The organism is Haloferax sp. KTX1 (genome assembly GCF_902410085.1).
In the GTDB taxonomy this organism is placed as follows: Archaea; Halobacteriota; Halobacteria; order Halobacteriales; family Haloferacaceae; genus Haloferax; species Haloferax massiliensis.
Window position 1 is genome coordinate 26,266 of the sequence record NZ_CABPRH010000016.1, and the last position, 23,860, is coordinate 50,125.

27 protein-coding genes are annotated in these 23,860 nt (G+C 56.8%); 11 read left to right on the plus strand and 16 right to left on the minus strand.

The window, feature by feature from the left end; translation table 11 throughout:
* Window positions 1–118: 118 nt before the first annotated feature.
* From FY251_RS18675 to FY251_RS23200, 4 genes are all read right to left on the minus strand, one after another.
* On the minus strand, window positions 119–316 hold the full coding sequence (locus FY251_RS18675; RefSeq protein WP_004594582.1) for a heavy-metal-associated domain-containing protein: 198 nt from the start codon (window positions 314–316) through the stop codon (window positions 119–121).
* A gap of 146 nt (window positions 317–462) precedes the next feature.
* A complete protein-coding gene (locus FY251_RS18680) occupies window positions 463–858 on the minus strand; it encodes a hypothetical protein (RefSeq protein WP_004594583.1) in 396 nt (131 codons plus the stop codon).
* A 137-nt stretch (window positions 859–995) separates the two neighbouring features.
* The gene (locus FY251_RS18685) at window positions 996–1,271 is read right to left on the minus strand and encodes a hypothetical protein (protein WP_148416535.1); all 276 of its coding nucleotides are present in this window, start codon (window positions 1,269–1,271) and stop codon (window positions 996–998) included.
* A gap of 126 nt (window positions 1,272–1,397) precedes the next feature.
* On the minus strand, window positions 1,398–1,556 hold the full coding sequence (locus FY251_RS23200) for a winged helix-turn-helix domain-containing protein (RefSeq protein WP_255516752.1): 159 nt from the start codon (window positions 1,554–1,556) through the stop codon (window positions 1,398–1,400).
* Window positions 1,557–1,865: 309 nt separating this feature from the next.
* On the opposite strand from FY251_RS23200, the gene FY251_RS18695 reads away from it, so the two are divergent.
* Entirely contained in the window at window positions 1,866–2,231 is a 366-nt protein-coding gene (locus FY251_RS18695) for a cyclic nucleotide-binding/CBS domain-containing protein (protein WP_148416536.1), read from the plus strand.
* A gap of 68 nt (window positions 2,232–2,299) precedes the next feature.
* On the opposite strand, the gene acnA is transcribed toward FY251_RS18695, so the two are convergent.
* Both acnA and FY251_RS18705 read right to left on the minus strand, forming a co-directional pair.
* The gene (gene acnA / locus FY251_RS18700) at window positions 2,300–5,083 is read right to left on the minus strand and encodes an aconitate hydratase AcnA (RefSeq protein ID WP_148416537.1); all 2,784 of its coding nucleotides are present in this window, start codon (window positions 5,081–5,083) and stop codon (window positions 2,300–2,302) included.
* Between the two features lie 71 nt (window positions 5,084–5,154).
* Window positions 5,155–5,352 (minus strand): heavy-metal-associated domain-containing protein, encoded by a 198-nt coding sequence (locus FY251_RS18705; protein WP_049938510.1) that lies wholly within the window; start codon window positions 5,350–5,352, stop codon window positions 5,155–5,157.
* Between the two features lie 134 nt (window positions 5,353–5,486).
* Here FY251_RS18705 and FY251_RS18710 point away from each other — a divergent pair, with 134 nt between their 5' ends.
* The 7 genes from FY251_RS18710 to FY251_RS18740 all read left to right on the plus strand — a co-directional run bounded on the left by FY251_RS18710 (window position 5,487) and on the right by FY251_RS18740 (window position 12,921).
* The gene (locus FY251_RS18710) at window positions 5,487–6,077 is read left to right on the plus strand and encodes an AsnC family transcriptional regulator (RefSeq protein ID WP_148416538.1); all 591 of its coding nucleotides are present in this window, start codon (window positions 5,487–5,489) and stop codon (window positions 6,075–6,077) included.
* Between the two features lie 94 nt (window positions 6,078–6,171).
* Window positions 6,172–8,778 (plus strand): heavy metal translocating P-type ATPase, encoded by a 2,607-nt coding sequence (locus FY251_RS18715; RefSeq protein WP_004594598.1) that lies wholly within the window; start codon window positions 6,172–6,174, stop codon window positions 8,776–8,778.
* A gap of 17 nt (window positions 8,779–8,795) precedes the next feature.
* Window positions 8,796–9,020, plus strand: coding sequence for a hypothetical protein (locus FY251_RS18720; protein ID WP_004594599.1), 225 nt, complete (start codon window positions 8,796–8,798; stop codon window positions 9,018–9,020).
* The gene (locus FY251_RS18725; protein ID WP_004594600.1) at window positions 9,017–10,018 is read left to right on the plus strand and encodes a DUF63 family protein; all 1,002 of its coding nucleotides are present in this window, start codon (window positions 9,017–9,019) and stop codon (window positions 10,016–10,018) included. Before FY251_RS18720 ends, FY251_RS18725 begins: the two co-directional genes overlap by 4 nt.
* A 28-nt stretch (window positions 10,019–10,046) precedes the next feature.
* The gene (locus FY251_RS18730) at window positions 10,047–10,361 is read left to right on the plus strand and encodes an NAD(P)-binding protein (RefSeq protein WP_148416539.1); all 315 of its coding nucleotides are present in this window, start codon (window positions 10,047–10,049) and stop codon (window positions 10,359–10,361) included.
* Window positions 10,362–10,402: 41 nt separating this feature from the next.
* Window positions 10,403–11,224, plus strand: a complete 822-nt coding sequence (locus tag FY251_RS18735) for an IS5 family transposase (RefSeq protein ID WP_148416540.1) — start codon at window positions 10,403–10,405, stop codon at window positions 11,222–11,224.
* Window positions 11,225–12,237: 1,013 nt separating this feature from the next.
* The gene (locus FY251_RS18740) at window positions 12,238–12,921 is read left to right on the plus strand and encodes a hypothetical protein (RefSeq protein ID WP_222847847.1); all 684 of its coding nucleotides are present in this window, start codon (window positions 12,238–12,240) and stop codon (window positions 12,919–12,921) included.
* Between the two features lie 156 nt (window positions 12,922–13,077).
* Here the strand turns inward: FY251_RS18740 and fni are convergent, their stop codons facing one another.
* Both fni and FY251_RS18750 read right to left on the minus strand, forming a co-directional pair.
* Window positions 13,078–14,160: a type 2 isopentenyl-diphosphate Delta-isomerase gene (gene fni / locus FY251_RS18745; RefSeq protein WP_049986204.1), complete on the minus strand. Its 1,083-nt coding sequence runs from the start codon at window positions 14,158–14,160 to the stop codon at window positions 13,078–13,080.
* 329 nt (window positions 14,161–14,489) lie between these two features.
* Window positions 14,490–14,786 carry a hypothetical protein gene (locus tag FY251_RS18750; protein ID WP_049986203.1) on the minus strand — a complete coding sequence of 99 codons (297 nt, stop codon included), beginning with the start codon at window positions 14,784–14,786 and terminating at the stop codon, window positions 14,490–14,492.
* A 481-nt stretch (window positions 14,787–15,267) separates the two neighbouring features.
* Here FY251_RS18750 and FY251_RS18755 point away from each other — a divergent pair, with 481 nt between their 5' ends.
* Window positions 15,268–15,813 (plus strand): DoxX family protein, encoded by a 546-nt coding sequence (locus tag FY251_RS18755; RefSeq protein ID WP_231554252.1) that lies wholly within the window; start codon window positions 15,268–15,270, stop codon window positions 15,811–15,813.
* Between the two features lie 6 nt (window positions 15,814–15,819).
* The gene (locus tag FY251_RS18760; protein ID WP_004594603.1) at window positions 15,820–16,107 is read left to right on the plus strand and encodes a hypothetical protein; all 288 of its coding nucleotides are present in this window, start codon (window positions 15,820–15,822) and stop codon (window positions 16,105–16,107) included.
* Window positions 16,108–16,351: 244 nt separating this feature from the next.
* Here the strand turns inward: FY251_RS18760 and FY251_RS18770 are convergent, their stop codons facing one another.
* The 8 genes from FY251_RS18770 to FY251_RS18805 all read right to left on the minus strand — a co-directional run bounded on the left by FY251_RS18770 (window position 16,352) and on the right by FY251_RS18805 (window position 22,045).
* Window positions 16,352–17,200, minus strand: a complete 849-nt coding sequence (locus FY251_RS18770; RefSeq protein ID WP_227262414.1) for a plastocyanin/azurin family copper-binding protein — start codon at window positions 17,198–17,200, stop codon at window positions 16,352–16,354.
* A 134-nt stretch (window positions 17,201–17,334) separates the two neighbouring features.
* Window positions 17,335–17,688 (minus strand): SHOCT domain-containing protein, encoded by a 354-nt coding sequence (locus tag FY251_RS18775; RefSeq protein WP_049983674.1) that lies wholly within the window; start codon window positions 17,686–17,688, stop codon window positions 17,335–17,337.
* 6 nt (window positions 17,689–17,694) lie between these two features.
* Entirely contained in the window at window positions 17,695–18,111 is a 417-nt protein-coding gene (locus FY251_RS18780; RefSeq protein ID WP_004048654.1) for a DUF302 domain-containing protein, read from the minus strand.
* 99 nt (window positions 18,112–18,210) lie between these two features.
* Window positions 18,211–18,558, minus strand: coding sequence for an SHOCT domain-containing protein (locus FY251_RS18785; RefSeq protein ID WP_049986201.1), 348 nt, complete (start codon window positions 18,556–18,558; stop codon window positions 18,211–18,213).
* Window positions 18,559–18,621: 63 nt separating this feature from the next.
* Window positions 18,622–18,939 (minus strand): hypothetical protein, encoded by a 318-nt coding sequence (locus FY251_RS18790; protein WP_004048656.1) that lies wholly within the window; start codon window positions 18,937–18,939, stop codon window positions 18,622–18,624.
* A gap of 272 nt (window positions 18,940–19,211) precedes the next feature.
* Complete coding sequence (locus FY251_RS18795) at window positions 19,212–19,916, minus strand: hypothetical protein (protein ID WP_123624180.1); 705 nt, start codon at window positions 19,914–19,916, stop codon at window positions 19,212–19,214.
* 33 nt (window positions 19,917–19,949) lie between these two features.
* Window positions 19,950–20,531, minus strand: coding sequence for a MarR family transcriptional regulator (locus tag FY251_RS18800; protein WP_004048657.1), 582 nt, complete (start codon window positions 20,529–20,531; stop codon window positions 19,950–19,952).
* A gap of 125 nt (window positions 20,532–20,656) precedes the next feature.
* Window positions 20,657–22,045, minus strand: a complete 1,389-nt coding sequence (locus FY251_RS18805) for a permease (protein WP_049986199.1) — start codon at window positions 22,043–22,045, stop codon at window positions 20,657–20,659.
* A gap of 328 nt (window positions 22,046–22,373) precedes the next feature.
* Here FY251_RS18805 and FY251_RS18810 point away from each other — a divergent pair, with 328 nt between their 5' ends.
* Window positions 22,374–23,840: an amidohydrolase family protein gene (locus FY251_RS18810; RefSeq protein ID WP_050051507.1), complete on the plus strand. Its 1,467-nt coding sequence runs from the start codon at window positions 22,374–22,376 to the stop codon at window positions 23,838–23,840.
* Window positions 23,841–23,860: the final 20 nt, after the last annotated feature.

The following is a 23,860-nucleotide window of genomic DNA, read 5'->3' on the forward strand; positions in this document are numbered from 1 at the left end:
GTAGAGGTGGATCCGCTGGCCCCCTGAATCTTCCCCACTGAAACTGTACAGCAGGACCAGCGTAGCGAAGCTTCAAAGACAACGGTTGGCCGTTGTCTCGGAGTGGTCCGCGCGATTCTCAGGCGTAAGCGGTGTACCCGGCGTCTTCGACGGCCTCCACGAGAGCTGTGACATTTGCCTCACCATCGACGCTCGCCTGTTCGCTCTCCCTGTCGACGGTCACGTCAGTCACGCCGGATACCTCTTCGAGGGCCTCTTCGACCGTCTGCTCACAGTGACCGCACGTCATGCCTTCCACGATGATCGTCGTCGTCATACAGGGATACACACGGCCTCCTCTCTTTAGCGGATTTCCCCTTCGATCATACTGATATCGTGGGGCTCAAACTTTAGATTCAAAGTGATACCTGCGGCCGTAACGAACTAGACATCGGATGCGCCAGGTGTCAATAGCGAGGTGGCTCAAGTATCGTTGTGACGCTCTCTGTACGTCTTCGCCGCTAAAAAGACATAGAGTGCGCCGATAGCCCGAATGCCCAAGCGGAATCGCTCGTTCCATTCTATCGACTCTGGACGCTCGTACAGGAACGCGGTGGCAAATCTCTGATACAGGTCGGGAAATAAGAGGACTATCGCACCGAACACGCCGGTAAGATTCATCAGCAATGCGTATGCTCGCCCGTTAAAGAGTGAAAGCGCAGCTATCAGAACACCCTCCGACCGGACTGCTGGACGTATCCACCCTCTCACTGTTCCCTCGTCTGGATTCGAAATGGCGAGTTTCTCGAAGAGCTCGACGATTTCGTCCGGGAACAGCGCTGAGATAGCGCCGAGGACACCGACGAGTGTTCGAATCATACGATATGGTACGACCGATATGGATATAACTCCCACTGCGACGCTACACTATCGAGAACGAGGGGAGTCCGAACAGTAGCGGCTTCGAACCGGGCACGACGCGCAGAGGCCGCTTGTCGAATGGGCGTCCTGAATCCTTATGAATTCGGGGCATACAGGGCGTAGAGGATAGACAGCATCCCGGCTGCGGTGACGAGTGCTGCGACGAATCCTGCTTCGAAGATCGACACCTGGAGGAGTTCGAAGAGGACGCCTTCAAGGAGGCCGCCAAGCCCGACCAATGCGAAGCCGGCGGCGACGTACAGGAGTAACTGCGTGTGATGTCGTTGGTACCCGCGATAGGCCTGATATGCGATGACCAGTGCTAACGCGGTCGTGAACAGTTTGCCGATGACGAATAGCGTGTGGTCCATGATTCAGTCTCCCCGCATTTCCTCGAAGATGGTCGTAATCCGGTCGGCGGGGTCAGGCTGGATGTCGATGTTGACGTCGAAGCCCTCCGCCTGCAGGAGGATTTCGATGCGTTCGAGGCGCGCCTCCTACTCGCTGTAGTGCCGTCCCCCGGGGTCGACGTGCGTATACTCCTCGAGGAGGCCCTGCTCGACGAGGCGGGTGACACGGCGCGAGACGGTCGGGCGTGACATGTCACATTCCTCGCTGAGCTCCTTCGCAGACAGGCGGTCGGTCTTCGTCGCCACGAGGATGTCGCGGGCGTACTCGTCGTCGAGTGTCGCGAAGATTTCCGACGGGTCGGCCTCCTTTGTAACTTCACAAAGTTTGGAGATTGTCGTCTCTCACGGTTGAAGAGTGGAGGATTTCTATGACGACCAGCTGATGCTAAGCTATTTCCTGTTATGAGTCGTACTGATTAGCATGGGTACCAGACCAACTGACCTCCGGATGGATATTGGTCGTATTGCTGATGAGTCGGTCGCCCGTGTCACGCCTGACGCCACGGTTGCCGAGATCGCTCACACGATGATCTCCCAATCGCGGTGTCCAGGTACGTGGTCGTCGAAGAATCCGATCAGATCTCTGGTATCATCACCGATCGAGACCTGATTGCTAACCTGCTCACCGAGGAAAGCGAGTTAAGTGTGCTCACAGCCGAGACGAGTGGAGACGACGTACGAGCTGCTGACGTGATGACGCGTGACCCACTTACTGTGCCAGCAGATGCTGAGATTCCAAAAGTCCTGAGACAAATGAACGAAGTGGGTGCTCGACACGTCCCGGTTGTTGAAGACGGGAGCGTTATCGGGATGATCACTCTGGACGATTTAATTACGCATGTTGCTGGTGAGAGCGCACACGTTTCAGCTCAGATGGATAACGTAGCGGGCATCATCCGAACAGAGTCTACGCACGATTGAAACGCTAATTTGGACTCAAAGTTTTTCGTGTTGCTTGTGCTTCCAGAAATAGAGTCAGTTGAGAGAGATTATCGCATGAGGAGCCGTCTAAGGACGTAGTGGAGGATGCCGCCGTGTTCGATATAGGTCACGGCGGCCGGCGTGCCGACCTGTGCTGTGACCGGGAACTCGGCAGTCGACCCGTCCGCGCGCTCGGCGATAACGGTCAGTTCGTCCATCACATCGAGCCCGTCATCGAGGCCGTGGATCGTGAAGATCTCAGACCCATCCAGACCGAGAGATTCCCACGAGTCGCCATCATCGAACTGCAGGGGGAGCACACCCATGCCGACGAGGTTGTCGCGGTAGATGCGCTCGTAACTCTCGGCGATGGTTGCGCGAACACCGAGTAGGTCCGTTCCTTTCGCCGCCCAGTCCCGGCTGGAGCCGGTACCGAACTCTTCGCCTGCCATCACGACGAGCGGGACTCCCTCCTCGCGGTAGCGCTGGCTGGCTTCGAACACGGTCGTCTGCTCGTCGGTTGGGTGGTGGATCGTATAGCCACCCTCGACATCGTCGAGCATCTCGTTCTCGATGCGGACATTGGCGAACGTTCCCCGCATCATCACCTCGTGGTTGCCCCGGCGCGCGCCGTAGGTGTTGAACTCGTGCGGCTCAACGCCGTTATCGAGCAGCCACTGGCCGGCAGGGAGGTCAGATCCGAAGGGGCCAGCAGGGCTGATGTGGTCGGTCGTAACGGTATCGCCGAGTGTCAGCAGGCAGCGTGCATCCTCAATATCGGCGACGCCGGGTTTTTCGAGGGGGAAGTCCTGGAAGAACGGCGGCTCTCGGATGTATGTCGAGTTGTCGTCCCACTCGTAGACGTCACCTGTGGGCGCGTCGAGAGCAGCCCACCGCTCGTCACCCTCGAACACAGAGGCATACTTCTCCTCGAACATCTCAGGAGAGACGTTCTCGTGGATTGCTGCCTGCACGTCCGCTGCGTCGGGCCAGATGTCCGCCAGATACACCGATTCCCCCTCCTCGTCGGTGCCTAGCGGCTCGTTCTCGAGGTCGACGTCCATCCGCCCTGCGAGGCCGTAGGCGACGACGAGCGGCGGGCTCGCGAGGTAGTTCGCGCGGATCTTCGGGTGAATACGCGCCTCGAAGTTCCGATTCCCGGAGAGGACGCTCGTCGTCCAGAGGTCGTGGTCGTCGATCGCTTGATCGATGGGATCAGGAAGTGGTCCGGCGTTCCCGATACAAGTGGTACAGCCGTAGCCGACGACCGCGTACCCGAGCTCTTCGAGATACGGAAGCAGGCCCGATTCCTCGAGGTACTGCGTGACGACACGACTGCCGGGTGCGAGACTCGTCTTGACGTACGGCGGGACATCTAAACCTTTCTCGACGGCGTTCTGGGCAAGCAGACCAGCAGCGATCATCACCGACGGGTTCGAAGTGTTCGTACAGCTCGTGATGGCGCTGACGAGGACGTCTCCGTGTCCAATTTCCACTGTCTCACCGTCGAGGTCGACCTCGACGCGTTTGGTTAACGGGTGCAGTTCCGATTCGGGTTCGACCTGAACACCGCCGTCGGTCTCCGCACCAGCTGCACCACCTTCGCCGAGCCACCGCTGTAGGGCGTCTTCGTCGACATCATCGAGGTCGTCTTCGAACTCCCCGTGGAGAAGTCCCCGGAAGCTCTGTTTCACGTCCCCCATCGGAATCCGGTCCTGTGGCCGCTTGTGTCCGGCGAGACTCGGCTCAACAGTCGAAAGATCGAACTCGACGACCTCGGTGTATTCCGGTTCCTGTTCTCCGAATAGCCCTTGCGCTTCGAGGTACTCGCGAACAAGGTCGATGTGGGCGGGGTCACGCCCGGTGAGTTCGAGATACTCGAGCGTCTGCTCGTCGACCGGGAACATACTGATCGTCGAGCCCTGTTCGGGCGCCATATTGGCGATCGTGGCCCGGTCGGGGACTGTGAGATTCTCCACACCAGGACCGAAGAACTCGACGAACCGGTCGACGACGCCGACCTCGCGGAGCCGTTCGGTGATGTGGAGCACGAGATCCGTCGCCGTCGCGCCCTCGGGTAATTCGCCTTCGAGGCGGACGCCGACGACCTCGGGAAGTTTCATCGTGACCGGCTGACCAAGCATTGCCGCTTCCGCTTCAATGCCGCCGACGCCCCAGCCGACCACACCGATGCCACCGATCATTGGGGTGTGGCTGTCCGTGCCGACGAGTGTGTCCGGCAGGAGCCATTTCTCACCGTCTCGCTCGCGGGCGTGGACGATCCGGCCCAGATGCTCGAGATTCACCTGGTGCACGATGCCGGTCCCCGGCGGGACGACGTTGAAGTTCTCGAAGGCGTTCTGCGCCCACTTGATCGCGCGATACCGTTCGGCGTTGCGCTCGTACTCCAGTTCGACGTTCTTCTCGTAGGCGTCCTCGGAGTCGAAGTAGTCGACTTGGACGCTGTGGTCGATTACGAGATCAATAGGGATCTCTGGTTCGACCAGGGTCGGGTCCCGATCTTTGCGGTCGACTTCGGATCGAAGGGCCGCCAGGTCGACAACTGCGGGCACGCCAGTGAGATCCTGTAGGACGACTCGTGATGGAGAGAACGGAACCTCTGCGTCCGGTACGTCTGGCTTCCAGCCAGCAGCATTCTTGACATCCGCTGCAGTAACAGTTTCGCCGTCGGCGTTCCGGAGCACCGACTCAAGCAGAATACGGATGCTCACAGGGAGCGTGTCGAGGTCACAGAGCCCCTGCTCTTCGAGTGCTCGAAGATCGGCCATCTTGTACGTCGTCCCGTCGACGTCGAGCTCGCGGACGGCATCGAACGGAAGTGTATCAGTCATAGTATCTACACCTGGGATTGGCAGTCGTATCAATCCCTCTCCGAATCCGATTCGACGAGAATCGGGATTTGTTACGCAGAGGCATCGTATCCAGCGTCTTCGACCACAGTCACAAGCTCATCCCGTTCAGCGGACCCCTCGACCGTCGCGGATTCTGAGTCACGATCCGCAGTAGCGGACGTAACCCCCTCAACTTCTTCGAGTGCCTCTTCGACGGTCTGCTCGCAATGTTCACAGGTCATTCCTTCGACGGTGATTGTCTGAGTCATATCCATTCGTAGATAGGGGCGAGTATTCTATGTGGTTTTCTGCTTAGAATCCAATGTTGTCGCAGCCCTAGATCACCGATTTCGAAGGTGTGTTGTGGGCAACAATAATGTATCCTGCGAGACGAAGCGGTCGTATGCGCAATTTGGATGAAACCGACTTAGAAATCCTCTCGTTACTCGCTGATGACGCCCGCCGCCCGTTCAGCGATATTGGCGAGGAGGTCGACTTGTCGGGGCCAGCCGTTTCTGACCGGGTAAAGCGATTACAGGAAGCTGGCATCATTAACAACTTCACGATTGACGTCAACCGGGCTCATCTCCGAGCTGGTGTACCGGTATTTATTCAGGCCGAAATCGGCTCAGCGTCGTTGGAGGCCGCCCGCGAGCGGGCTCGAGAGTCAGATGGCGTTGAACACGTCTTCACGACCTCCGAAGGAGATCTTTGGTTCTATGCCCGTGTTGAAGCCCAGAACGTACGTCAGTGGGTAGATGGACTCTTTAACGAGATCGATGTAGCAGATTACACCGTCACACTAATTGACGAGCTTGAATGGACGCCGTCCGTTGATGGCGTCGAATTTGCACTCACCTGTGATGAATGTAACAATACCGTTGATAATCAAGGTGAAACGACGAGAATCGACGGAGAGATCTATCACTTCTGTTGTCCGTCCTGTCTCACACGGTTCGACGATCGGTATCAGCGACTCGAAGAGGGAGCGTAACGCCGTCTTTGGAATCCAAATTTTCCTGCAGTCGAAACCCCGCCTCTCGAAGCAGTAAATCGCCTAAACCTAGACCCCGTATAGTAGAACAAGCATGACAAGCCAAACAATCCATCTTGATATCACGGGAATGTCCTGCGCCAACTGTTCGGCGACGATCCAGGACACTCTCGAATCGCTCGACGGGGTATCGGAGGCGGATGCGAACTTCGCCACCGACGAGGGTTCCGTCACCTACGACCCTGAAGAGGTATCGCTCAAAGAAATCTACGACGCGATCGACGAGGCCGGGTACGGCGCAGTCTCTGAGACGGTAACGATTGCCATCTCCGATATGACCTGTGCCAACTGCGCCGAGACCAACCAAACCGCTCTTGAAAATATTCCGGGCGTCGTTAATGCGGAGGTCAATTACGCAACCGACGAAGCACAGGTCACCTACAATCCTGCGGAAGTATCTATTGGTGCGCTGTACGATGCTATCGAGGAGGCTGGCTACTCGCCCGTCCGCGAAGATGGTGCCGACGAAGAGTCGGGCCAGGACGCACGAGATGCCGCCCGTCAAGCCGAAACTCGGAAACAACTCAGGTTGACCCTCTTTGGGGCAGTGTTATCGGCACCGTTGCTCTTCTTCCTCATCGACAATTATCTGCTCGGTGGCGCGATCGTCCCTGAAGCCGTCTTCGGTGTGGAACTTGGCTGGGTTGAGTTCCTCCTCGCCACGCCGGTACAGGCGATCCTCGGCTGGCCGTTCTATAAGAACTCGTACAAGGCGATCGTGAAGAACGGCCGCGCCAATATGGACGTGCTGATTGCGATCGGTTCAACAACGGCCTATCTATACTCTGTGGCAGTCCTTGCTGAACTCATTGCAGGTGGACTTTATTTCGACACGGCAGCCCTCATCCTCGTGTTCATCACGTTGGGTAACTATCTCGAAGCTCGGTCGAAGGGCCAAGCGGGTGAGGCCCTCCGAAAGCTCCTCGAAATGGAAGCCGAAACGGCGACCATTGTCCGCGAGGACGGCAGTGAAGAAGAAGTTCCACTCGAAGAGGTCACAACTGGTGACCGGATGAAAATTCGTCCAGGTGAGAAGATTCCCACAGACGGTGTCGTTGTCGACGGTCAGTCTGCCGTCGACGAGTCAATGGTCACTGGCGAATCTGTGCCTGTCGAGAAAGAGGAGGGCGATGAGGTCGTCGGCTCGACGATTAACGAGAACGGCGTCCTTGTCGTGGAGGCGACGAAGGTTGGAGAAGACACGGCCCTCCAACAGATCGTCCAGACAGTCAAGGAGGCCCAGTCGCGCCAGCCCGACATCCAGAATCTCGCCGACCGCATCTCCGCGTACTTCGTGCCTGCGGTCATCGCGAACGCCCTTCTCTGGGGTGTCGTCTGGTTCCTGTTCCCCGAGGCTCTCGCTGGCTTCGTCGACTGGCTCCCGCTGTGGGGTCAGGTTGCTGGCGGCCCGGCCCCGGTCGGTGGGACCGTTTCAGTCTTCGAGTTCGCGATAATTGTCTTCGCGTCCTCGATCCTCATCGCCTGTCCCTGTGCGCTGGGGCTGGCGACGCCCGCAGCGACGATGGTCGGGACGACGATTGGTGCCCAGAACGGCGTCCTGTTCAAGGGCGGTGACATCCTCGAACGCGCAAAAGACGTCGACACGGTCGTCTTCGACAAGACGGGCACCCTCACGGAGGGTGAAATGGAACTCACCGACGTGGTCGTCTTTGATAGCGATGGAAATGTGGTGACTGACGGTGGCGAGCCGACCCCAGATGGTGGACAGCTCAGCACCCGTGAGCGCCTCTCAGAGGATGATGTGCTTCGACTGGCGGCGATAGCTGAAAGCGGCAGCGAACACCCGCTCGCCCGTGCAATCGTCGAAGGGGCCGAAGAACGCGGCCTGGACGTGACTGAGCCTGACGACTTCGAGAACGTTCCGGGCCACGGGATCAAAGCAGTCATTGGTGACAGCGAGGTGCTGGTCGGCAACCGCAAGCTGCTGCGGGACAACGGGATCGACCCCTCTCCCGCTGAGGAGACGATGGAACGCCTCGAGAACGAGGGGAAGACGGCGATGCTGGTCGCCTACGAGGGGGAGCTCGTGGGTGTGGTCGCCGACGCCGACACAGTGAAGGAAAGCTCCAAGCAGGCTGTCACAGCACTCCAAGAGCGGGGAGTTGACGTGATGATGATTACGGGCGACAACGAGCGAACTGCCCGTGCGGTCGCTAAACAGGTGGGTATCGACCCGAAGAACGTCCGCGCAGGAGTCCTTCCTGAGGACAAGTCCAACGCGGTCGACAGTATTCAAGACGAGGGCCGGCAGGCGATGATGGTCGGTGACGGCGTCAACGACGCTCCGGCACTCGCGGTCGCACACGTCGGGACAGCAATCGGCTCCGGCACCGACGTCGCCATCGAAGCTGCAGACGTCACGCTGATGCGAGACGACCCGCTCGACGTGGTAAAGGCGATCCGAATCTCAGACGCGACACTCCAGAAGATCAAACAGAACCTCGTGTGGGCGCTCGGTTACAACACGGCGATGATTCCGTTAGCGTCGCTCGGCCTCCTCCAGCCCGTGCTCGCTGCAGCAGCAATGGCGTTCTCGTCGGTGTCGGTGCTGACGAACAGTCTCCTGTTCCGGCGGTACACCCCCGATCACGACTACAAGCTCTTCGGATTTCTTCGCTAACCGTCACCTCTAGATCAATGTCGAATATTTCCCGGCACACGGTTCGAAGGTACCTCGTCGAGACAGCCAGTAGCGAACCGACATACCTCCGGGCTCGCGAGATTGCCAGCGACCTCGACGGATCTCCCAAGGCAGTCGCGCAGTATCTCAGCCAGCTCCAGGACGAACTCACAATCGTTTCACTCGAACAGTGGGGGCGCTCGAAAAGCACGACGTGGCGATTGGAGGTAAACGGGTCGTGAGTACTGTCACCCGCCGCGTCGAGACTGTCCTTCCGGAGACCGGCTCACGCGAGTGGTGGGCGCTGTACCTGCTGGCCCCGCTCGTCCTCCTCGGTGGGGGCATCCTCGTGTTTCCGACGTTGGTCTACGACCGGTTCATCTGGCAGTATCTCTGGGGACCAGTCGTCGCCGATGCGGCCGGTCAGCCAGTCACGCACGAGGGGGTTCGTGCTGTCCAGGGCTACAACGCGGTGAACACGGTAATCTACCTCGCGGCAGTCGTATACAGCCTCCCCGGACTACGTGCGTATCTCGACCAACTCGACGTCACGTTCGACGCACGACTGGCCTACGGGTTCGCTCCGATCATCATCGCAGGTGGGGCGATGCGCGCCCTCGAGGATCTCGGGCTGCTCGGGGACTACGCGGTGTGGTTCATCACGCCATCGATTTACATCGTCGTCACCGCTGTCACCATCCTCGCGCTCGGTGTCGGTGCACTCTTGCGTGACCAAAATATCGGATCTATCCCGCTAACAGTCGGGCTCGTCGGGTCGGTGTGGGCTGTCGGGGCCGTCTGGTGGGCTGTTTGGCACGGCCTCTCGACATCGACCCCACTCCGCCTATGGGTTCCTGTCGCGACGACGGGGATAGCGCTCGGCGTAACCGCACTCTACTACTGGGGCGCGAGTTTCGTCAATATCACACACCTTCGACACCCGCTAATTCTGCTGGCCGTTTTCGGCCAGTTGTGGGACGCTGCGCAGAATCTCATCGGTGTGACGTTCCTCGGCTACTCCCCAAAGCTGGTCGTGACGAATCTCGTGTACCAGGCGACTGGATTCTCCGGATCGACGTTCGTGCTGAAACTCGTCGTGACTGTCGGCATCGTGTGGTATCTCGCCGATGCGAAAGAGGAGATGAATCACACGTGGTGGTGGCTTATGACGTTCTTCATCGGAGCGATCGGACTCCCGATGGGCGTTCGTGGGTCACTTCGGATGCTGTTGGGAGCTTAACGATGGCCTCAAAGATTGGCAAAAACCGATGACACGAACGTCCAAAATTGCGGTAATAGGTGGAGGGATGGCCGGGCTTGCAGCAGCTGCTGGATTCGACGACGCTGGATTCGTCGTCGAACTATATGAGCGGCAGTCCTACGATAGCAAACGCGTTAATTGCGGAGAAGCGATGACAGCGGTATCGAAGATCCCACTCGAGCCGACTGTAGAGAACGGCTTTCTCAATCCGCTGCCAGCGATGGAAGTGGAGGTGTATGACGGAATCGACGCCGATCGCCACCGCACTGGAGCCGGCACCTTTCCTGCTGCGGATACATATATAACGGACCGGCTCTGTTGAAATCCTCAGAGGGTTACAGGTTCGCCCGGTAGTTTGACCGAATGCAGACCCTCCCGAAGTCGCGGTTACTCCGGTTTGTTGAGCAGGCGTATCACTTGGCTCGAAGAGCCGTCGCTCGGTATTCCTCGAAGTTCTCGAAACGCCGGTACACACTCCACCAACACATCGTCCTGCTGTGCCTCAAGGTTCGGAAGAATACGACATACCGGACGCTTCTTGATGAACTCCTCGAGATGCCTCGGATACGAAACGCCATCGATCTTGAGAGACTCCCGTCGCCATCAACGTTATGTAAAGCGTTCAACCGACTTGATATGGCGGTTTGGCGCGTTCTGCTCAATCTCTCGGTCACACTTCTCCCGACTAGCGGTGTCGTCGGTATCGACGCCTCCGGGTTCGACCGGAGTCACGCCTCGAAGCACTACACGAAACGAGCGAAGTTGACGATTCAGCAGTTGAAAGTCACGCTCCTCGTAGACACGAGGTCAAACGCGATTCTCGACGTACACGTGACGACGACGCGAAAACACGATTCGCAGATTGCGCCGTCGCTCATTAAGCGGAATACCGAGAAAGTAGCGGTTCTCCTCGGCGACAAGGGATACGATGACCAGAAGGTTCGCGCGTTAGCCCGTGAAACTGGTGTTCGTCCGCTCATCAAACACCGCGAGTTCTCGTCACTCCACAAAGCGTGGAATGCTCGACTGGACGCCACTCTCTACGGTCAGCGCAGTCAAAACGAGACGGTAAACTCTCGCCTCAAACGTAAATACGGTGCATTCGTCCGCTCACGGTACTGTTGGAAGCAGTTCCGCGAACTTGTTGTCGGCTGTCTCACTCACAACATCGACAAGTCACTCTGAACGTTAGATATTGTGGAGTCACCTATCGATGTAACGAGAAACCAAGTTGGCAAGAAGAAGACCAAGAGGAACCGCTACTCCAGCTGCCAGGCCAAGTACAAGTCCACCACCAAGTGAACCTTGTTCAAGATAGCGGCTCTGTTGAAACCCTCAGTCGCTGATAGTTTTCTGAAGCCGTGCTGAATACAGCGCGCAAGTCGGTCAGGCGAGATTGATTACAGACGAACCTTTTGGATGGTTCGATGCAGGTAGGTTGATAATCGGATGAACTGTATATGTGTAATGTGCTTGAATCGTCATTTGCTCGTTTTGTGGCGACCGTTCTGGGTGTCCTTTTCTTTGCACAATTGATAGACGGGCTGTTCATCCCGCCTGACCCGTTCACACAGTTGCTCTTCATCGGTCCAGTGATCGTTGTAGCTCTCCCGGTTGCGTACTACCTGAGTTACCGAGGCGGGTACGAGCGACTGGCAACACGTGTAGATTGGTGAATTTTCCACATTCAATCTCGCGTGAGTAAGCCGAACCAACGTGAATACAACAGTAGGGAATTGCTGAACTCTCCCTCTGTCTGTGTCACGTATCTCTTGTCAGAACCTGAGGGTTTCAACAGAGCCAAGATAGCCAACTAAGAAGCCTAACACTGCCGCTATCACGGTATATACCACCGCACGCCGACGGTTGAACGATATTATATCACTCACATCTGGTCTTTGAACTGAGGTAATATACAATCTTTGTGATGATATACACACATACCTACCGAACGGCTATTCCATCGAGACAAATGTTGGGACGATAGGATTTCAACAGAGCCAACGGACCGAAATGTCGTTGAGCAGTCCTGGGCAGAACAACTCTCAGAGAAGGGTGTTGACATCCACGAAAACCAGTCTATCACACGGACAGATTTCCACGAGTTCACCGATGAGTATGATCTCGTCGTTGATGCAACCGGTCAGCCATCACTCTCTAGTAAAGCGCTCGGAACAACCAACGAGTATTCAGGATATATGGTAGCGCTTAACAGTGATGTCGAAGGGGACTTCACCGAGTTGTACCCGAACAGCCGGATAATTCTGGAGAACTATACAGGGTACTCGTGGGCATTCCCGAAGACATCGCAACGAGCCAACGTTGGTATCGGCTGGACGGTCAGTGACCGGCCTAATGATTATATGAAGGCATTGAGGGAAGCCTGTGAGCGGAATGGGTGGCCAGTCCCGTCGCAGGAACGGACGAACGTCGCAATCATTCCCGAGGGACCAAGCCTTGATCCCGACAGAACCCATCTACCGGAGCATTCAGTCGTACGAGTGGGTGATGCTGCAGGTATAGCAAACCGACTCACCGGAAAGGGGATCTCACAGGCCGTTGAATCGGGATTCTTGGCCGCAGAGCTGGCTAACAGAAGCCAATTACGCAATTATCCTGATAGATTATATCAGAGGATGAAAACGGAGTACATTTTCGCCACAGTTGTGAGATACTTTCTTGAAACTCGTAATCCCAAGGTTCTGGGAGCAGCAATTCGTGCCGCTGCCGGGATCGATATTGAAGACGTTGACCGGTCTCCGAGTGCAGTTCTACTGCGTCTCCTCCGCCACCCTGTTTTATTTGCCCGTATTTTCTCGAGACGACGAGTTTTAAACCGTGTCTATGGAGGAATGACTAACCAGTGGGAGTTAATTGATTGATATCCACTCGAGTTAAATTCTCGGCTCTGTTGAAATCCTTAGAGGATGATAGCTTCGGTGCCCGCTGCGGTCAGTACAGGTTGGACAGATATCGGAGTCGGCTCTCTCTTTCCCGATGTTGTTCTATCTATCCTGCTGAGACTGGAGAATTCGGTATTACTCGCTACTGGTTCGTTGTTCCACGTACTCGCGCGTCTCTCCGTGCAACACGTATTCCACCTGCTGAAGCTCGTCGATCGACCCCGAGCCGGTGACGAACATCGCTGTCCGCAGCTCGGCGATCAGGTCCTTGACTCGTTCGATGACAGCGTCTGGCCCGTCTGTAGCTGGTTTCAGGAACGGTTTCGCCAACCCGCCGGCGTGGGCACCCAGGGCAATCGCTTTTGCCACGTCCAATCCCGTTCGTACACCACCACTCGCAATTACGCAGTCGTGTTCGGCAACACACTCGATCGTGCTTGCAGCGGTTGGGATGCCCCATTCTCGGAACAGGGTGCCGATTCGTTGCTGTCGCGGCGCGTTCGCGGCTGCTGCGCGATAGGCCTCGATCCCGGACCAAGTCGTCCCACCTTTTCCAGCGACGTCAATCGCGTCAACGCCTGCCGCAGTCAGCTCTCGGGCAGTCTCCCCGGAAATTCCGTTGCCCGTTTCCTTGACGATAATCGGCACCGAGAGTGCCTCGGACACTCGTTCAACCGCAGCTACACAGTTCCGCCCATCGACATCGCCTTCAGGTTGAGTGGCTTCCTGGAGGAAGTTCAGGTGGACCGCGAGCGCGTCGGCGTTAATCATCTTGACTGCCTGCTCGACCATCTCGATGTCGTACTCTCGAAGCTGTGCAGCGCCGAGGTTCCCGTAGATGAACGCATCGGGTGCAGCATCGCGGACGACCGTGTACGATTCAAGGACGCGTTCGTCGTCGAGTTCGAGGCCTGCTCGCTGGCTACCGAGACCCATGGCGATACCGGTCTCGCTGGCGGCCCGGGCCAGCGCCCGATTAATCTCCGTCGTGTTCTGGTGCCCGCCAGTCATGCTCTCGATGAAGATTGGGGCAGATAGGTCGTGACCCAGAAAGTCGATGGAGGGGTCGATCGCGTCGTAATCGAGTTCCGGAAGCGCGTTATGGATGAGTCGGACGTCGTCAAAGCCCGTCCCTGTCGTTTCGACGTCCCGCTCCTGAACGATTTGAAGGTGGTCGTCTTTTCGGTCTTCAGTCTCCGAGGAGTCCTGCGCCGTCATTAGTCGAGTTTGTACAAGAGATGGGAAAACAATACTGTTGTATCGACTCGCCCCCATTCTAACTATTCTTGAAATGATAATATCCTGGGGTCGCTCTGTGTCTGTATCCAGCATTGCGCTGCTATACGACATAAATGACAGAGGTACCAGTGATAAGTTCGCAGGCCTCCTGAGCAGGCAATTCACCATTAACAGCTCTGAGATCAACCTCCTTGTGAACGGTTCTATGACATCTTCGGTGGAGAGTACCACTGCGAATTGTCCCTACCATGGTCAATAAGCTCGTCGGGAAAGATCAGTAGAGAGAACAACAAGACCGACGGTTCTCTTCAGATAATTAATTCGAGATCGAGAAAGGGAGTAGCGACGATGCACAGCAATACGAGGATCGCCGCGGAACGGAGTACGCCTACCGCCTGTAGCTGGGTCTCTGGGAGGGACTCGGCGATTCCGGACAGCGCAGTTCCGACGACCATAAATAGTAACCACCGGGTTTCGCCAGCGTCGCCGACGCTCCAAGCGTACACGAACATGCACAAGAAGGTAAGCGACACGCCGAACTGAAAGAGTGCCATACGACGGCCTTGTGGCTCGTTGAACAGCACCTCGCTGATATAGGGGACCATAAGCGACGCGTTCCTGTTTCCGGTACAAAATAATGCCGCAACGCGATCCCAGTAGAACATCCTCTCCCGTGCTACACGATTCCTCTGCGGGAGACGGTAGGTGACATACTGCGAAATGCGTACGTGTAGTGAGGCCGCGATTCACGCTACAATGTATCTGGAGAAGAGGATTTCAACAGAGCCAAATTCTCAGAATCTGTTAGCTACTGAGAGGATCGGTAAGTACAAAGGATTAGATCAGTAGATGAATTCAGTCCCTCAAACAGAATTTTCCGAAATCCAGAAATCGGTGGGCTCAGCTTCATCGGTGCTCCTGCTTACATGCCCCAGCACACAATCAGTGCGTTGAGGGTGACCGAATTCCTTCTTGAGGATCATCCAACTCACCTCTGACACCCGCGTTCCTGCAATGAGCCCCGACTCTTAGAGATCACGAACCACCACCAATCTTTTTACCACTTCTGATAAACTCAGTCGTGAGGTGAAGTATGCCATGTCAACACAATCCATTCGAACGAGATTTCTCGGAACTGAGACGTCGTTCTCGGTCTCAGGAGCCTGGTTGTCGTATTGGATCCTGCTGCTTCGGCTGACCGCCGGGTGGTGGATGCTCCACGCCGGCCTTGACAAGATCTGGGCGTGGCCCTTCGACGCCAGCTGGTTCGTCGGCGGAGCCGCTCAGGGCACGATTCTCGCCCCCTTCGTCACGCCGTTCAGCGACGGCATCCTGTTGGCGTTCGTCAACGTGGCGGTACCGCTTGGGCAAACCGCCATCGGTTTCGGGCTGATACTCGGTGTCCTCACGAGGACCGCCGCCTTCTTTGGTGCCTTCATGATGCTGTTCTTCTACTTCATCAACGGCTACGGTGGCGGCTGGGCCAACGGTATGGTCACGGGTGAACTACTTGGGATCATGGTCTTCGGAACCATTGTGGCACTCGGAGCGGGCGGCGTCCTGGCAGTCGATAACCGCCTGCGTGAGATGGAACTGTTCGAGAACACGCGATTACGGAAACTCCTCGGGTGACTACCAATGAGTGACTTATCAACGGCAGACCAAATCGCCATGTACGTCGGCGGTGGCTTGGTTGTCTTGGGCGTCGTCGTGATCGGCCTGCTCGACATGCTACTGGGAGCCGGGCACCCAGTCGATAGCGAGGGAGCAATCGAACACGCTGCAGTGGTCCCCATCGACATTAGGGCGGGCATCATCCTGCTCGGCTTGGTGATTTGGGGACTCGTCGCCGTTTACAAGTTTGCCGCAGGGTCGGCACCGTCGGGATCGACTACGGGCCAAACCCCATCCGGCATGGACGACTAGTTCAACAACTCAGTCTACGGCTCTCTCGTTGGTGTGGGCTACTGGATATCTTCTCCTCGTAGCCGTGCTCGCAATTGGTGTTTACTACCGAGCCACACAGGCGAGTTGATCACAAGAGAAATCAGTCATAAATGGAACAAAACAAGTCACGGGATCGTTCTGAAATCAAAGGTATCGGTGAGGGCGGTATTCTCTAATCCCCGAATCACTTGACCCCGGTGAGTTCACCCTCTCACGGTGGCAATCAGTTGGAGATGTCCTCATCAGTAGCATCTAATCGCTCACGGCGACGTCTATACTCCTCCTCGTCAATTTCGCCCCTGGCATAGCGGTTCTGGAGCGTTTTTCTGGCTGAGTCGTCGGTAGTCGATTGAGGAGATTTTTGGTTTCCAAGCCAGTAGAGCCCGCCACCGAGAACGCCCAGCATTCCGAGTACGCCACCAACAGCTGGTAGCCCTCCAACTCCACCTCCGTTGCGGCCACTCATCATTCCAGAACCACCTCGTCCCATCATTCCACCACCAGTATTCCCGCTTCCATCGCTGCTTGAGCCGTAGGCGACTGTACCCTGGTCAACAATCGCCTCACTCGATGGGACCTCTCCATCCGGGATTGAATCCTCCTCTGCCGGTCCGCCAGGACTGCCAACTACGATCCGTCCGACCATCCCAATCGACTTGTGCGGGATGCAGTAGTAATCATACGTCCCTGGCGTTTCGAACGTATATTCGAAGCTCCCGTCTGAGATCGTCCCACTATCGAAGGCGGAAGCGCCCTCCGGAATACGATCTGCGTACGCCGTAGCGGAATGTGCCCCCGCTGCGAGTTCAAATTGAACGGTTGTCCCGGGATCAACACGTAGGCCGATTGGGTCGAAGTAATTGTTTCCCATCTCCACGATGGGCGTCTCCTGTGCGTTCGCTGACTGAGCAAAGCCGGTGCTGGCGACTGCGCTGGCACCGACAATGCCTAAGAATTGACGTCGGCTGTGATGTGTCATGTTGTCTGGATCATTCTTCGGTGGGTAGCTACGCGCGATACTGGTGCGAAGACTTCGGACGTGACTCACTCCGAACTTGTCGTTTGTTCCCATTACTACTCATAACCATATGCTGAATCGAGCACACCATTTCGATGTAACGGAACGATGCTGCCGAACGGTTGGTTTCGATACCCTCGAGTCGATCCGCAGGTGTTCAAACGGGTGAAACGCGGTTTGGGTAGTGGTCACTCTGATTGTTCGAGCTTTTCTCGTCGGGCTTCGAACTCTTCGTCCGTGAGATCGCCACGAGCGTACGCCAGACGTAACTCTTCCATCGCGGGGTTATGAGACGTCTGTGTCTCGCTCATCCGCCGGAAGATGAGATATCCACCGCCCAGAAGCGCAAGGAGGAAGATGACCGGGACGAGCATCCCGATGAGGGGCCACCAACCACCTGTGGTACCGTACTGGCCCATCATTCCTCCGTATCCCATCATCCCACCGAACCCCATACCCATTGTGAGCAAGGGAAGGAGGATGAACGCTCCGAGGACGATGAGCAGTATCGTCGTCGTATCCAGTTGATCCGATGATGCCATCAGAGATCAGGCCTCCGATGCGGATCCGAACTCGTCAGTTACGGCTGCCAGTACGCGGTCGAATCGTTCGCTGACCTCGGTCGCGACGGAGTCAAGCGCGTCGTTATCAGCGATCCCGACTAACTGTTCCGGGTCGACCGCACTCACCACGATGACGCCGTCATCGTTCTCGTAGACGATGACGTTACAGGGCAAGAGCGCACCGAGTTCAGTTTCTACACTCAACCCTTCGTATGCCAGCGGAGGATTGCACGCACCGAGGATGCGATACTGGCGGAACTCCTCACCGAGTTTCTCCTTGAGCGTCGCCTGAATGTCGATGTCACAGAGAACACCGAATCCCTCGTCTTTGAGCGCGGCATTCGTTGCGTCGACGACATCGTCGAACTCTCCATCAATCTTGGTTTGTATTGTGTAACTCATGTAATACTGTATCCTGTTTACGCACTTAAGCTCCCGTCGCCCCAACTGGCAGACGAGAATTTTTTCTCGACGATGCTCCTTCTATTTCGGTCATGGGCACTACTCGAGTTGCTTTCGTCGACGTTCGAACTCTTCATCGGAGAGTTCACCGCGAGCGTAACGCTCACGAAGAACCGAAAGCGGCCGACTATCACTCCTCTCAGAATCTCTGTTGAGGAGTGAGTAGACGAGATAGAGCGGGACGACGATTAGGAGCCCCATCCAAAGGAAGCTCCAGAGGCCCATTCCACCGCTGAAGACCCCCCAACCGCCGCTACCCATCATACCGCCGCCGTAGCCTCCACCACCGTGAGCCGCTGCGGTGCCCGTTGCTACAATCAACAGCGGAACCGCTAGTATTGCGATTCGACGAGTCGTCCGCCCGAGAGTGTTGGTGTAGTGTGTCATTGTGATCGTTGAGTCAGTAAGTCGAATATCTATCGTGTCAGACGAGGATCCGAACAGGGATCGTTAGCAGCCGTACCCCTGTCCGTTCATCCCCGTCGCGGTGTGATTGTCGTCCGCCATATCTTGGGCCATCTCGTCGACGGTCACGCCCATGTGCGCTTCCATCTCGTCAACGGCATTCGGGCCCATGTAGTCGGTCATGTGACCTTCCATCCAGGCCGCCCAGTCTGCTGCACTACCATCGGCTGGCGTCCCTTCAGCTGCCGTCTCGTTCCCCTGGATCGGTTCGTCACCGTGTGCGCTAACTACCGGGGCGGCAAACGCGAGTCCGACAATCGCGAGCACCACGAGCAGCCATCGTCCGAGGTTTCGGTTGGTCATTGTTTTTCGCCTCAAGTAGTCATACGGTGGGTTCGGGGTTATCTTCGTGGGAGTGAACTCAAACAGGAGAGCGTTCAAGAACGTCTATAACGCCATCTAAACGTTTTCTACTGACGGGATCGTTCATACCTGCCGAATTCGAAAGGATCAGAGGAATGGTGAGAGCAAAGGGGATCCGTCGAGACTGTTCACCTCATTGCGGCGATCCAGACAATAACCACGGTTCAGGCGGCGAGGGAGGCTCGGGTATTGCTGACCACGAACGAGATGGATCAGTTCCCTCGGAACTGGTGATACTGCCTCGTGAGTGCCTGACGATGGTAGAGGATTCCAATTGTCATGAGGAACAGAACGGTCGCAATTTCGTAGCCATACGCACCAAGCAATAACATCGTTGAAGAACCACTCAGTCCGCCTGCAAGTAGTACGGCAAACAACGGGCTAACGCAGGCAGGGCACGCCACAATCCCGACTATTCCTCCGACTGCCGACTGCGAGAAATCAAGCAATGCATCATAGACGAGATACGCCAGCGCGAACAGGCCAACCGCTTGGTAAGGAATGAGCGAGACCGTGATCAGGTCACCTGTATAGACGAAGACCGGACTCCATCCCAAAGATCGACCCCACGTTATTCCGAAGCCGCTTGGTCCAGTGAGCTGCCCGAAATGAGAGGTGCTCGGTCCAAGTAATCCTGAAAAATAAAACATCACGATGAGATATAGAGCAACGACAAGTGCGGCACCAATACGATACACTCGACGTTTCGTTACAGGTCGAGTGTGCCAGATCACCCAGACTGAGGCGGTGAACCAAATAAATGGAAGGACGAAATGGGTCCACCGGCTCCCCATATCTCCTGTGAAATATGCGTACACCAACCCGGCGATCAACTGTGCGGCGAGGAGGAGATTGAGCCACGTGCTTGACTTGAGAACCCGGCTAATGCGATCAGTTTCGAGTGTTGCTTGTGACATGATGGGTAGTGTTAGTATGAATTTCTACGTCTGTTAGTTCTGCAGGTCATCACTCGGATACACGCGGTAGGTTCGACCCTGTCGTTCCCGATACAGCAGCCCGCGCTCCTCGAGTGAACTCACGGTCTGGCTCACTTTACTCTTTGAGAACTCAGATCGATCCCGAAGTTCGATCTGCGTGATTCCAGGCGAGTTCAGGACGGGTTCAAGGACGCGTCGTTCATCATCCGGTAAGAGATCGAGAACGCGCGCTTGCGGATCCGATTCAGGATTGATAGGCGTCGCCGGCGAGGCGTCATCGTCTATCGATGTAGGCGTTGCCTCCGATACCTGATCGGGGTCGATGTGATCCGCTGAGTCGGTTGTCGAATCGATGAGATTCCCTCGAACCACGTAATAGATGCCACCGATACTGCCTGCGACCAGAAGGGTTCCAACCACGTACCAGAGAGGATCTGGACCGTGAATCGCCCCCATAGACGAGTCCATCATCGGCCCCATCGACTGCTCGATAGCGCGACGCTGTTGATAGGCCCGCCAACTGAGTAGTCCGCCAGCCAAGAGGACGAACCCAAGGAGCACACCAACGACGGTATCCGCTGGACGTTGGTTCATATGACATCCCCTTGTTTCGATATCTGACTGCTCATACAATCAATTTTGGCGCGACAGGTGTGACAATTGCGGATTGAAGGTGCGATGATGAAGTGCTTCACAGCGGATGAACCACAGTACATCTATCAGTGATCGTGATCGTGGTTTGTTATCTGCGGGCTTTGATCAGCAAATTCCGTGGGCTCTTCCTCGAATGCCCGCTTACAGGTCTTCGAGCAAAAATAGTACGTCATCCCATCATTGGACGCACTCGGCCCCTCATCGTCGGTCCGCATGCCACACACCGGATCACGATACTGACCTGGTGCGCCGATTCCACGTCGGTAGACATACAGGAGGAACCCGGAGAGCGCGAAGGCGATAATATTGAGGTAGAACGTGTAGTTGAGCTCGAAGTACGTCTGTTCGGTCGCCGTCTCGCCACCGGCCAGATCTGGTACGATGCCGAGGGCGTCGAACAGCAACTCCATGAGGAAGCCAGTGAACGCCATCGTCACGAAGAAGACGCCAAGGATGTACAGCATGATCTTCCAGCCGTAGTACTTCCGGTAGACGTTCAGCACGGGCACGGTGATGAGGTCGGCGTAGACGAACGCGATGATCCCGGCGAAGCTGACGCCACCGCCCCACAGCGCGACGGCGAACGGGACGTTGCCCATACTGCCGACGAAACTGAGGACGGCGATGATGACGCCCATGACGGCGTTCTCGGCAGTCACGAGCAGGCCGTCGCCCTGAATGAACAGCGTGTTCCACACCCACTGCGGGACGAAGACGATGACGAACCCAGAAATAAGGAAGCCGGCGACGATGTCTTTCCAGATCATCGACCACTCCTTGCGGTACTGATTCCCGACCTTGTACCAGCCACCCCACGACAGCAACTCGTCACGCCACCCGCCGCTACTCGACGTCTCCTGGCGATAGGTCTCCATACAGCCCTCCGAGCAGAATTTGAGCGTCTCACCGCCGTCGGTCGTGAGCGTGTACTCGTCTTTCCCCTCCATCCCGCAGGTGGGATCTTCCGTGACGCCCGCCTGGCGGTCGCGCTCGTTGAGCTTCTCGCGGACTTCGTTAAACAGGTTTTCGGGAAGCGTAAGGTGGACGATGGCGGCCATGACGGCGATGAGAATCAGGCCGCCGAGCAGTTCCGCGACGAGGAACTCCCAGCCAAGCAGGATGAGAATCATCAGCCCTAGTTCGACGATGAGGTTCGTCGACGCGAACATGAACGCGAGGAAGTTCACCGCGTGCGCCCCCTTCTTGAACAGGCCCTTCCCGATGGCGACGGCGCCGAAACTACAGCCACTGCTTGCTGCTCCGAACACAGTCGCCTTGGTAAGTCCAGTTAGATCGCCCTCACCCAGCACCTGTGCCATCCGCTCCTTCGAGACGTAGACCTGGACCAGACTCGTAATCGTGAGGCCCATGATGATCGCCCACGCCGCCGTCCAGAGAAATCCGACACCGATACGAAGGGATTCAAGAACTCCGTCGATTATCGTCGCCTGCATAGGTGTATCATTGTAGGGATCATCTATTGCGGTTTTGATTAGAATATACTGCCTATGAGGGTATCAGTACTATGGCATCGTAACCGTCGGCCATAGATGATCTATCGTGAAGAGGGGAAAACATTGCAAACCTCCACAAGCTCCACGGAATCCGACTTCAGATTCAAAAGGGGAATCTGATTAAATCACGCCGACGTATTAGAGGCTAATGGGACCAGTAGAGACCGATGATATCCCAAATGAGGGGAACACCACCTGGAAGAACAGCCTTCGCCGGCCTGCTCGGTTGTCCAGTACGGTAACTGTCACATCCACTTCCTAATTTACGATGGCTGTCGATCTGGCAATCCATGATGCACTCGTTCTCACAGCCGACGAGCGGAACCGCCTGTACGAGCGCGGCACAGTATGCATCACCGATGGCTGTATCGAAGAAGTCCGACCATCACGTGCAGGAGACGGAGAATTAGAAGCGTCCACCGTTATCGACGGGAACGGGAAACTGGTGATGCCGGGGTTGGTGAACGCCCACACGCACTTGGAGATGACACCGCTCATCGGTGCGTTTAGCGAACTCGAGCTGACGGAGATGCTTGGGAGTGGGACGGCCTTGTTTAACAGATTAGGGAACGGCGAATTCGAGTACCTCGTCGAGGCAGGCGTCGAGCTCGCAGCGCTCAATTTCCTCTTGGGCGGTGTCACGACCGTGAACTCGATGGACGCACGGCCTGCCGCAGGTGCAGAGGCGTTCGGGGAAGCAGGGCTCCGCGGATTTTTCGGCCCGGCGATCTCGGACCTCTTCTGGGACCAACCAGTCGATCAGCAGTTCTCCCGTGCTCGCGAGTTCGTCGAAACGTACCACGACACGTACGAGGGCCGAATCAGGGCGACGATCTGCCCGCACGACGACTGGTCGTGTACCAGGCAGCTGTGGGAACGGACCGCGTCCCTCGCCGCAGAGTACCCGGACCTGCTCGTCCACACGCACTTGCTCGAACTCGAGGAGAGTAACACGATGGCACGAGCGAACGGTGGCGAGGACTCGGTGGGATTGCTCGACGACGTTGGACTCCTGGACGACCGACTGGTCGCTGCTCACTTCCGCCTCGCCGACGAAGAGGACATCCAGCGAACCGCCGAGGCGGACGCGGCTGTTGCGCACTGCCCGTCCGTCTTCTGTTACTGGAATCCGGACGGGGAGACGCAGTGGACGCCCGTTCCCGAGCTTCGAGCCGCCGGCGTCGACGTCGGAGTAGGGATTGACGACCACTACTGGCACGACTCGTACAGCATGTTCGGTGAAGCGCGGCAAGCTCGGCTGGCGGCAAATCTCAAGCGTTCAGCCGGGCAGTTCGACTCGATGGAACTGATACGAATGCTCACTATTGAAGGCGCACGCGCGCTGGGGATGGGCGACGAGATCGGCAGTATTGAAGCGGGAAAGCGCGCGGATATTATCCTCCTCGACGTCGACAAACCGAAGTTCACGCCACGGACCAATATTCCTGCACAGGTCGTGAACAACGCGGTGCCGGCCGACGTCGAGACAGTGATCGTTGACGGCGACGTCGTCCTCCGGAATGGTGTGCCCGAGACAATGGACTCGGACGACGTGCGACAGCGAGTAAATCAGGCTGTCGAACGCTTCATGGACGAGACAGGCTGGGAGTTAGACATTGGTGGTAGTGAACCGCCGACCAGCATCGAGACTGTACGGGACCTCCCAAAGCGTGGCCCTGCGCGACTCCTGACTCGCCTCGCGATGCAATCCGCGCGTGATCGGTTCTCCTTCTAAGACCCTGCCAGCGTAGGGGT

What these genes read in the sequence shown, in the direction of transcription:
- FY251_RS18675 (WP_004594582.1), bottom strand. Translation starts at nt 316, where the DNA reads ATGACGACGACGATCATCGTGGAAGGCATGACGTGCGGTCACTGTGAG.
- FY251_RS18680 (WP_004594583.1), bottom strand. Translation starts at nt 858, where the DNA reads ATGATTCGAACACTCGTCGGTGTCCTCGGCGCTATCTCAGCGCTGTTC.
- FY251_RS18685 (WP_148416535.1), bottom strand. Translation starts at nt 1,271, where the DNA reads ATGGACCACACGCTATTCGTCATCGGCAAACTGTTCACGACCGCGTTA.
- acnA (WP_148416537.1), bottom strand. Translation starts at nt 5,083, where the DNA reads ATGACTGATACACTTCCGTTCGATGCCGTCCGCGAGCTCGACGTCGAC.
- FY251_RS18705 (WP_049938510.1), bottom strand. Translation starts at nt 5,352, where the DNA reads ATGACTCAGACAATCACCGTCGAAGGAATGACCTGTGAACATTGCGAG.
- FY251_RS18710 (WP_148416538.1), top strand. Translation starts at nt 5,487, where the DNA reads ATGCGCAATTTGGATGAAACCGACTTAGAAATCCTCTCGTTACTCGCT.
- FY251_RS18715 (WP_004594598.1), top strand. Translation starts at nt 6,172, where the DNA reads ATGACAAGCCAAACAATCCATCTTGATATCACGGGAATGTCCTGCGCC.
- FY251_RS18720 (WP_004594599.1), top strand. Translation starts at nt 8,796, where the DNA reads ATGTCGAATATTTCCCGGCACACGGTTCGAAGGTACCTCGTCGAGACA.
- FY251_RS18730 (WP_148416539.1), top strand. Translation starts at nt 10,047, where the DNA reads ATGACACGAACGTCCAAAATTGCGGTAATAGGTGGAGGGATGGCCGGG.
- FY251_RS18735 (WP_148416540.1), top strand. Translation starts at nt 10,403, where the DNA reads ATGCAGACCCTCCCGAAGTCGCGGTTACTCCGGTTTGTTGAGCAGGCG.
- FY251_RS18740 (WP_222847847.1), top strand. Translation starts at nt 12,238, where the DNA reads ATGGTAGCGCTTAACAGTGATGTCGAAGGGGACTTCACCGAGTTGTAC.
- fni (WP_049986204.1), bottom strand. Translation starts at nt 14,160, where the DNA reads ATGACGGCGCAGGACTCCTCGGAGACTGAAGACCGAAAAGACGACCAC.
- FY251_RS18750 (WP_049986203.1), bottom strand. Translation starts at nt 14,786, where the DNA reads ATGGTCCCCTATATCAGCGAGGTGCTGTTCAACGAGCCACAAGGCCGT.
- FY251_RS18760 (WP_004594603.1), top strand. Translation starts at nt 15,820, where the DNA reads ATGAGTGACTTATCAACGGCAGACCAAATCGCCATGTACGTCGGCGGT.
- FY251_RS18770 (WP_227262414.1), bottom strand. Translation starts at nt 17,200, where the DNA reads ATGGGAACAAACGACAAGTTCGGAGTGAGTCACGTCCGAAGTCTTCGC.
- FY251_RS18775 (WP_049983674.1), bottom strand. Translation starts at nt 17,688, where the DNA reads ATGGCATCATCGGATCAACTGGATACGACGACGATACTGCTCATCGTC.
- FY251_RS18780 (WP_004048654.1), bottom strand. Translation starts at nt 18,111, where the DNA reads ATGAGTTACACAATACAAACCAAGATTGATGGAGAGTTCGACGATGTC.
- FY251_RS18785 (WP_049986201.1), bottom strand. Translation starts at nt 18,558, where the DNA reads ATGACACACTACACCAACACTCTCGGGCGGACGACTCGTCGAATCGCA.
- FY251_RS18790 (WP_004048656.1), bottom strand. Translation starts at nt 18,939, where the DNA reads ATGACCAACCGAAACCTCGGACGATGGCTGCTCGTGGTGCTCGCGATT.
- FY251_RS18795 (WP_123624180.1), bottom strand. Translation starts at nt 19,916, where the DNA reads ATGTCACAAGCAACACTCGAAACTGATCGCATTAGCCGGGTTCTCAAG.
- FY251_RS18800 (WP_004048657.1), bottom strand. Translation starts at nt 20,531, where the DNA reads ATGAACCAACGTCCAGCGGATACCGTCGTTGGTGTGCTCCTTGGGTTC.
- FY251_RS18805 (WP_049986199.1), bottom strand. Translation starts at nt 22,045, where the DNA reads ATGCAGGCGACGATAATCGACGGAGTTCTTGAATCCCTTCGTATCGGT.
- FY251_RS18810 (WP_050051507.1), top strand. Translation starts at nt 22,374, where the DNA reads ATGGCTGTCGATCTGGCAATCCATGATGCACTCGTTCTCACAGCCGAC.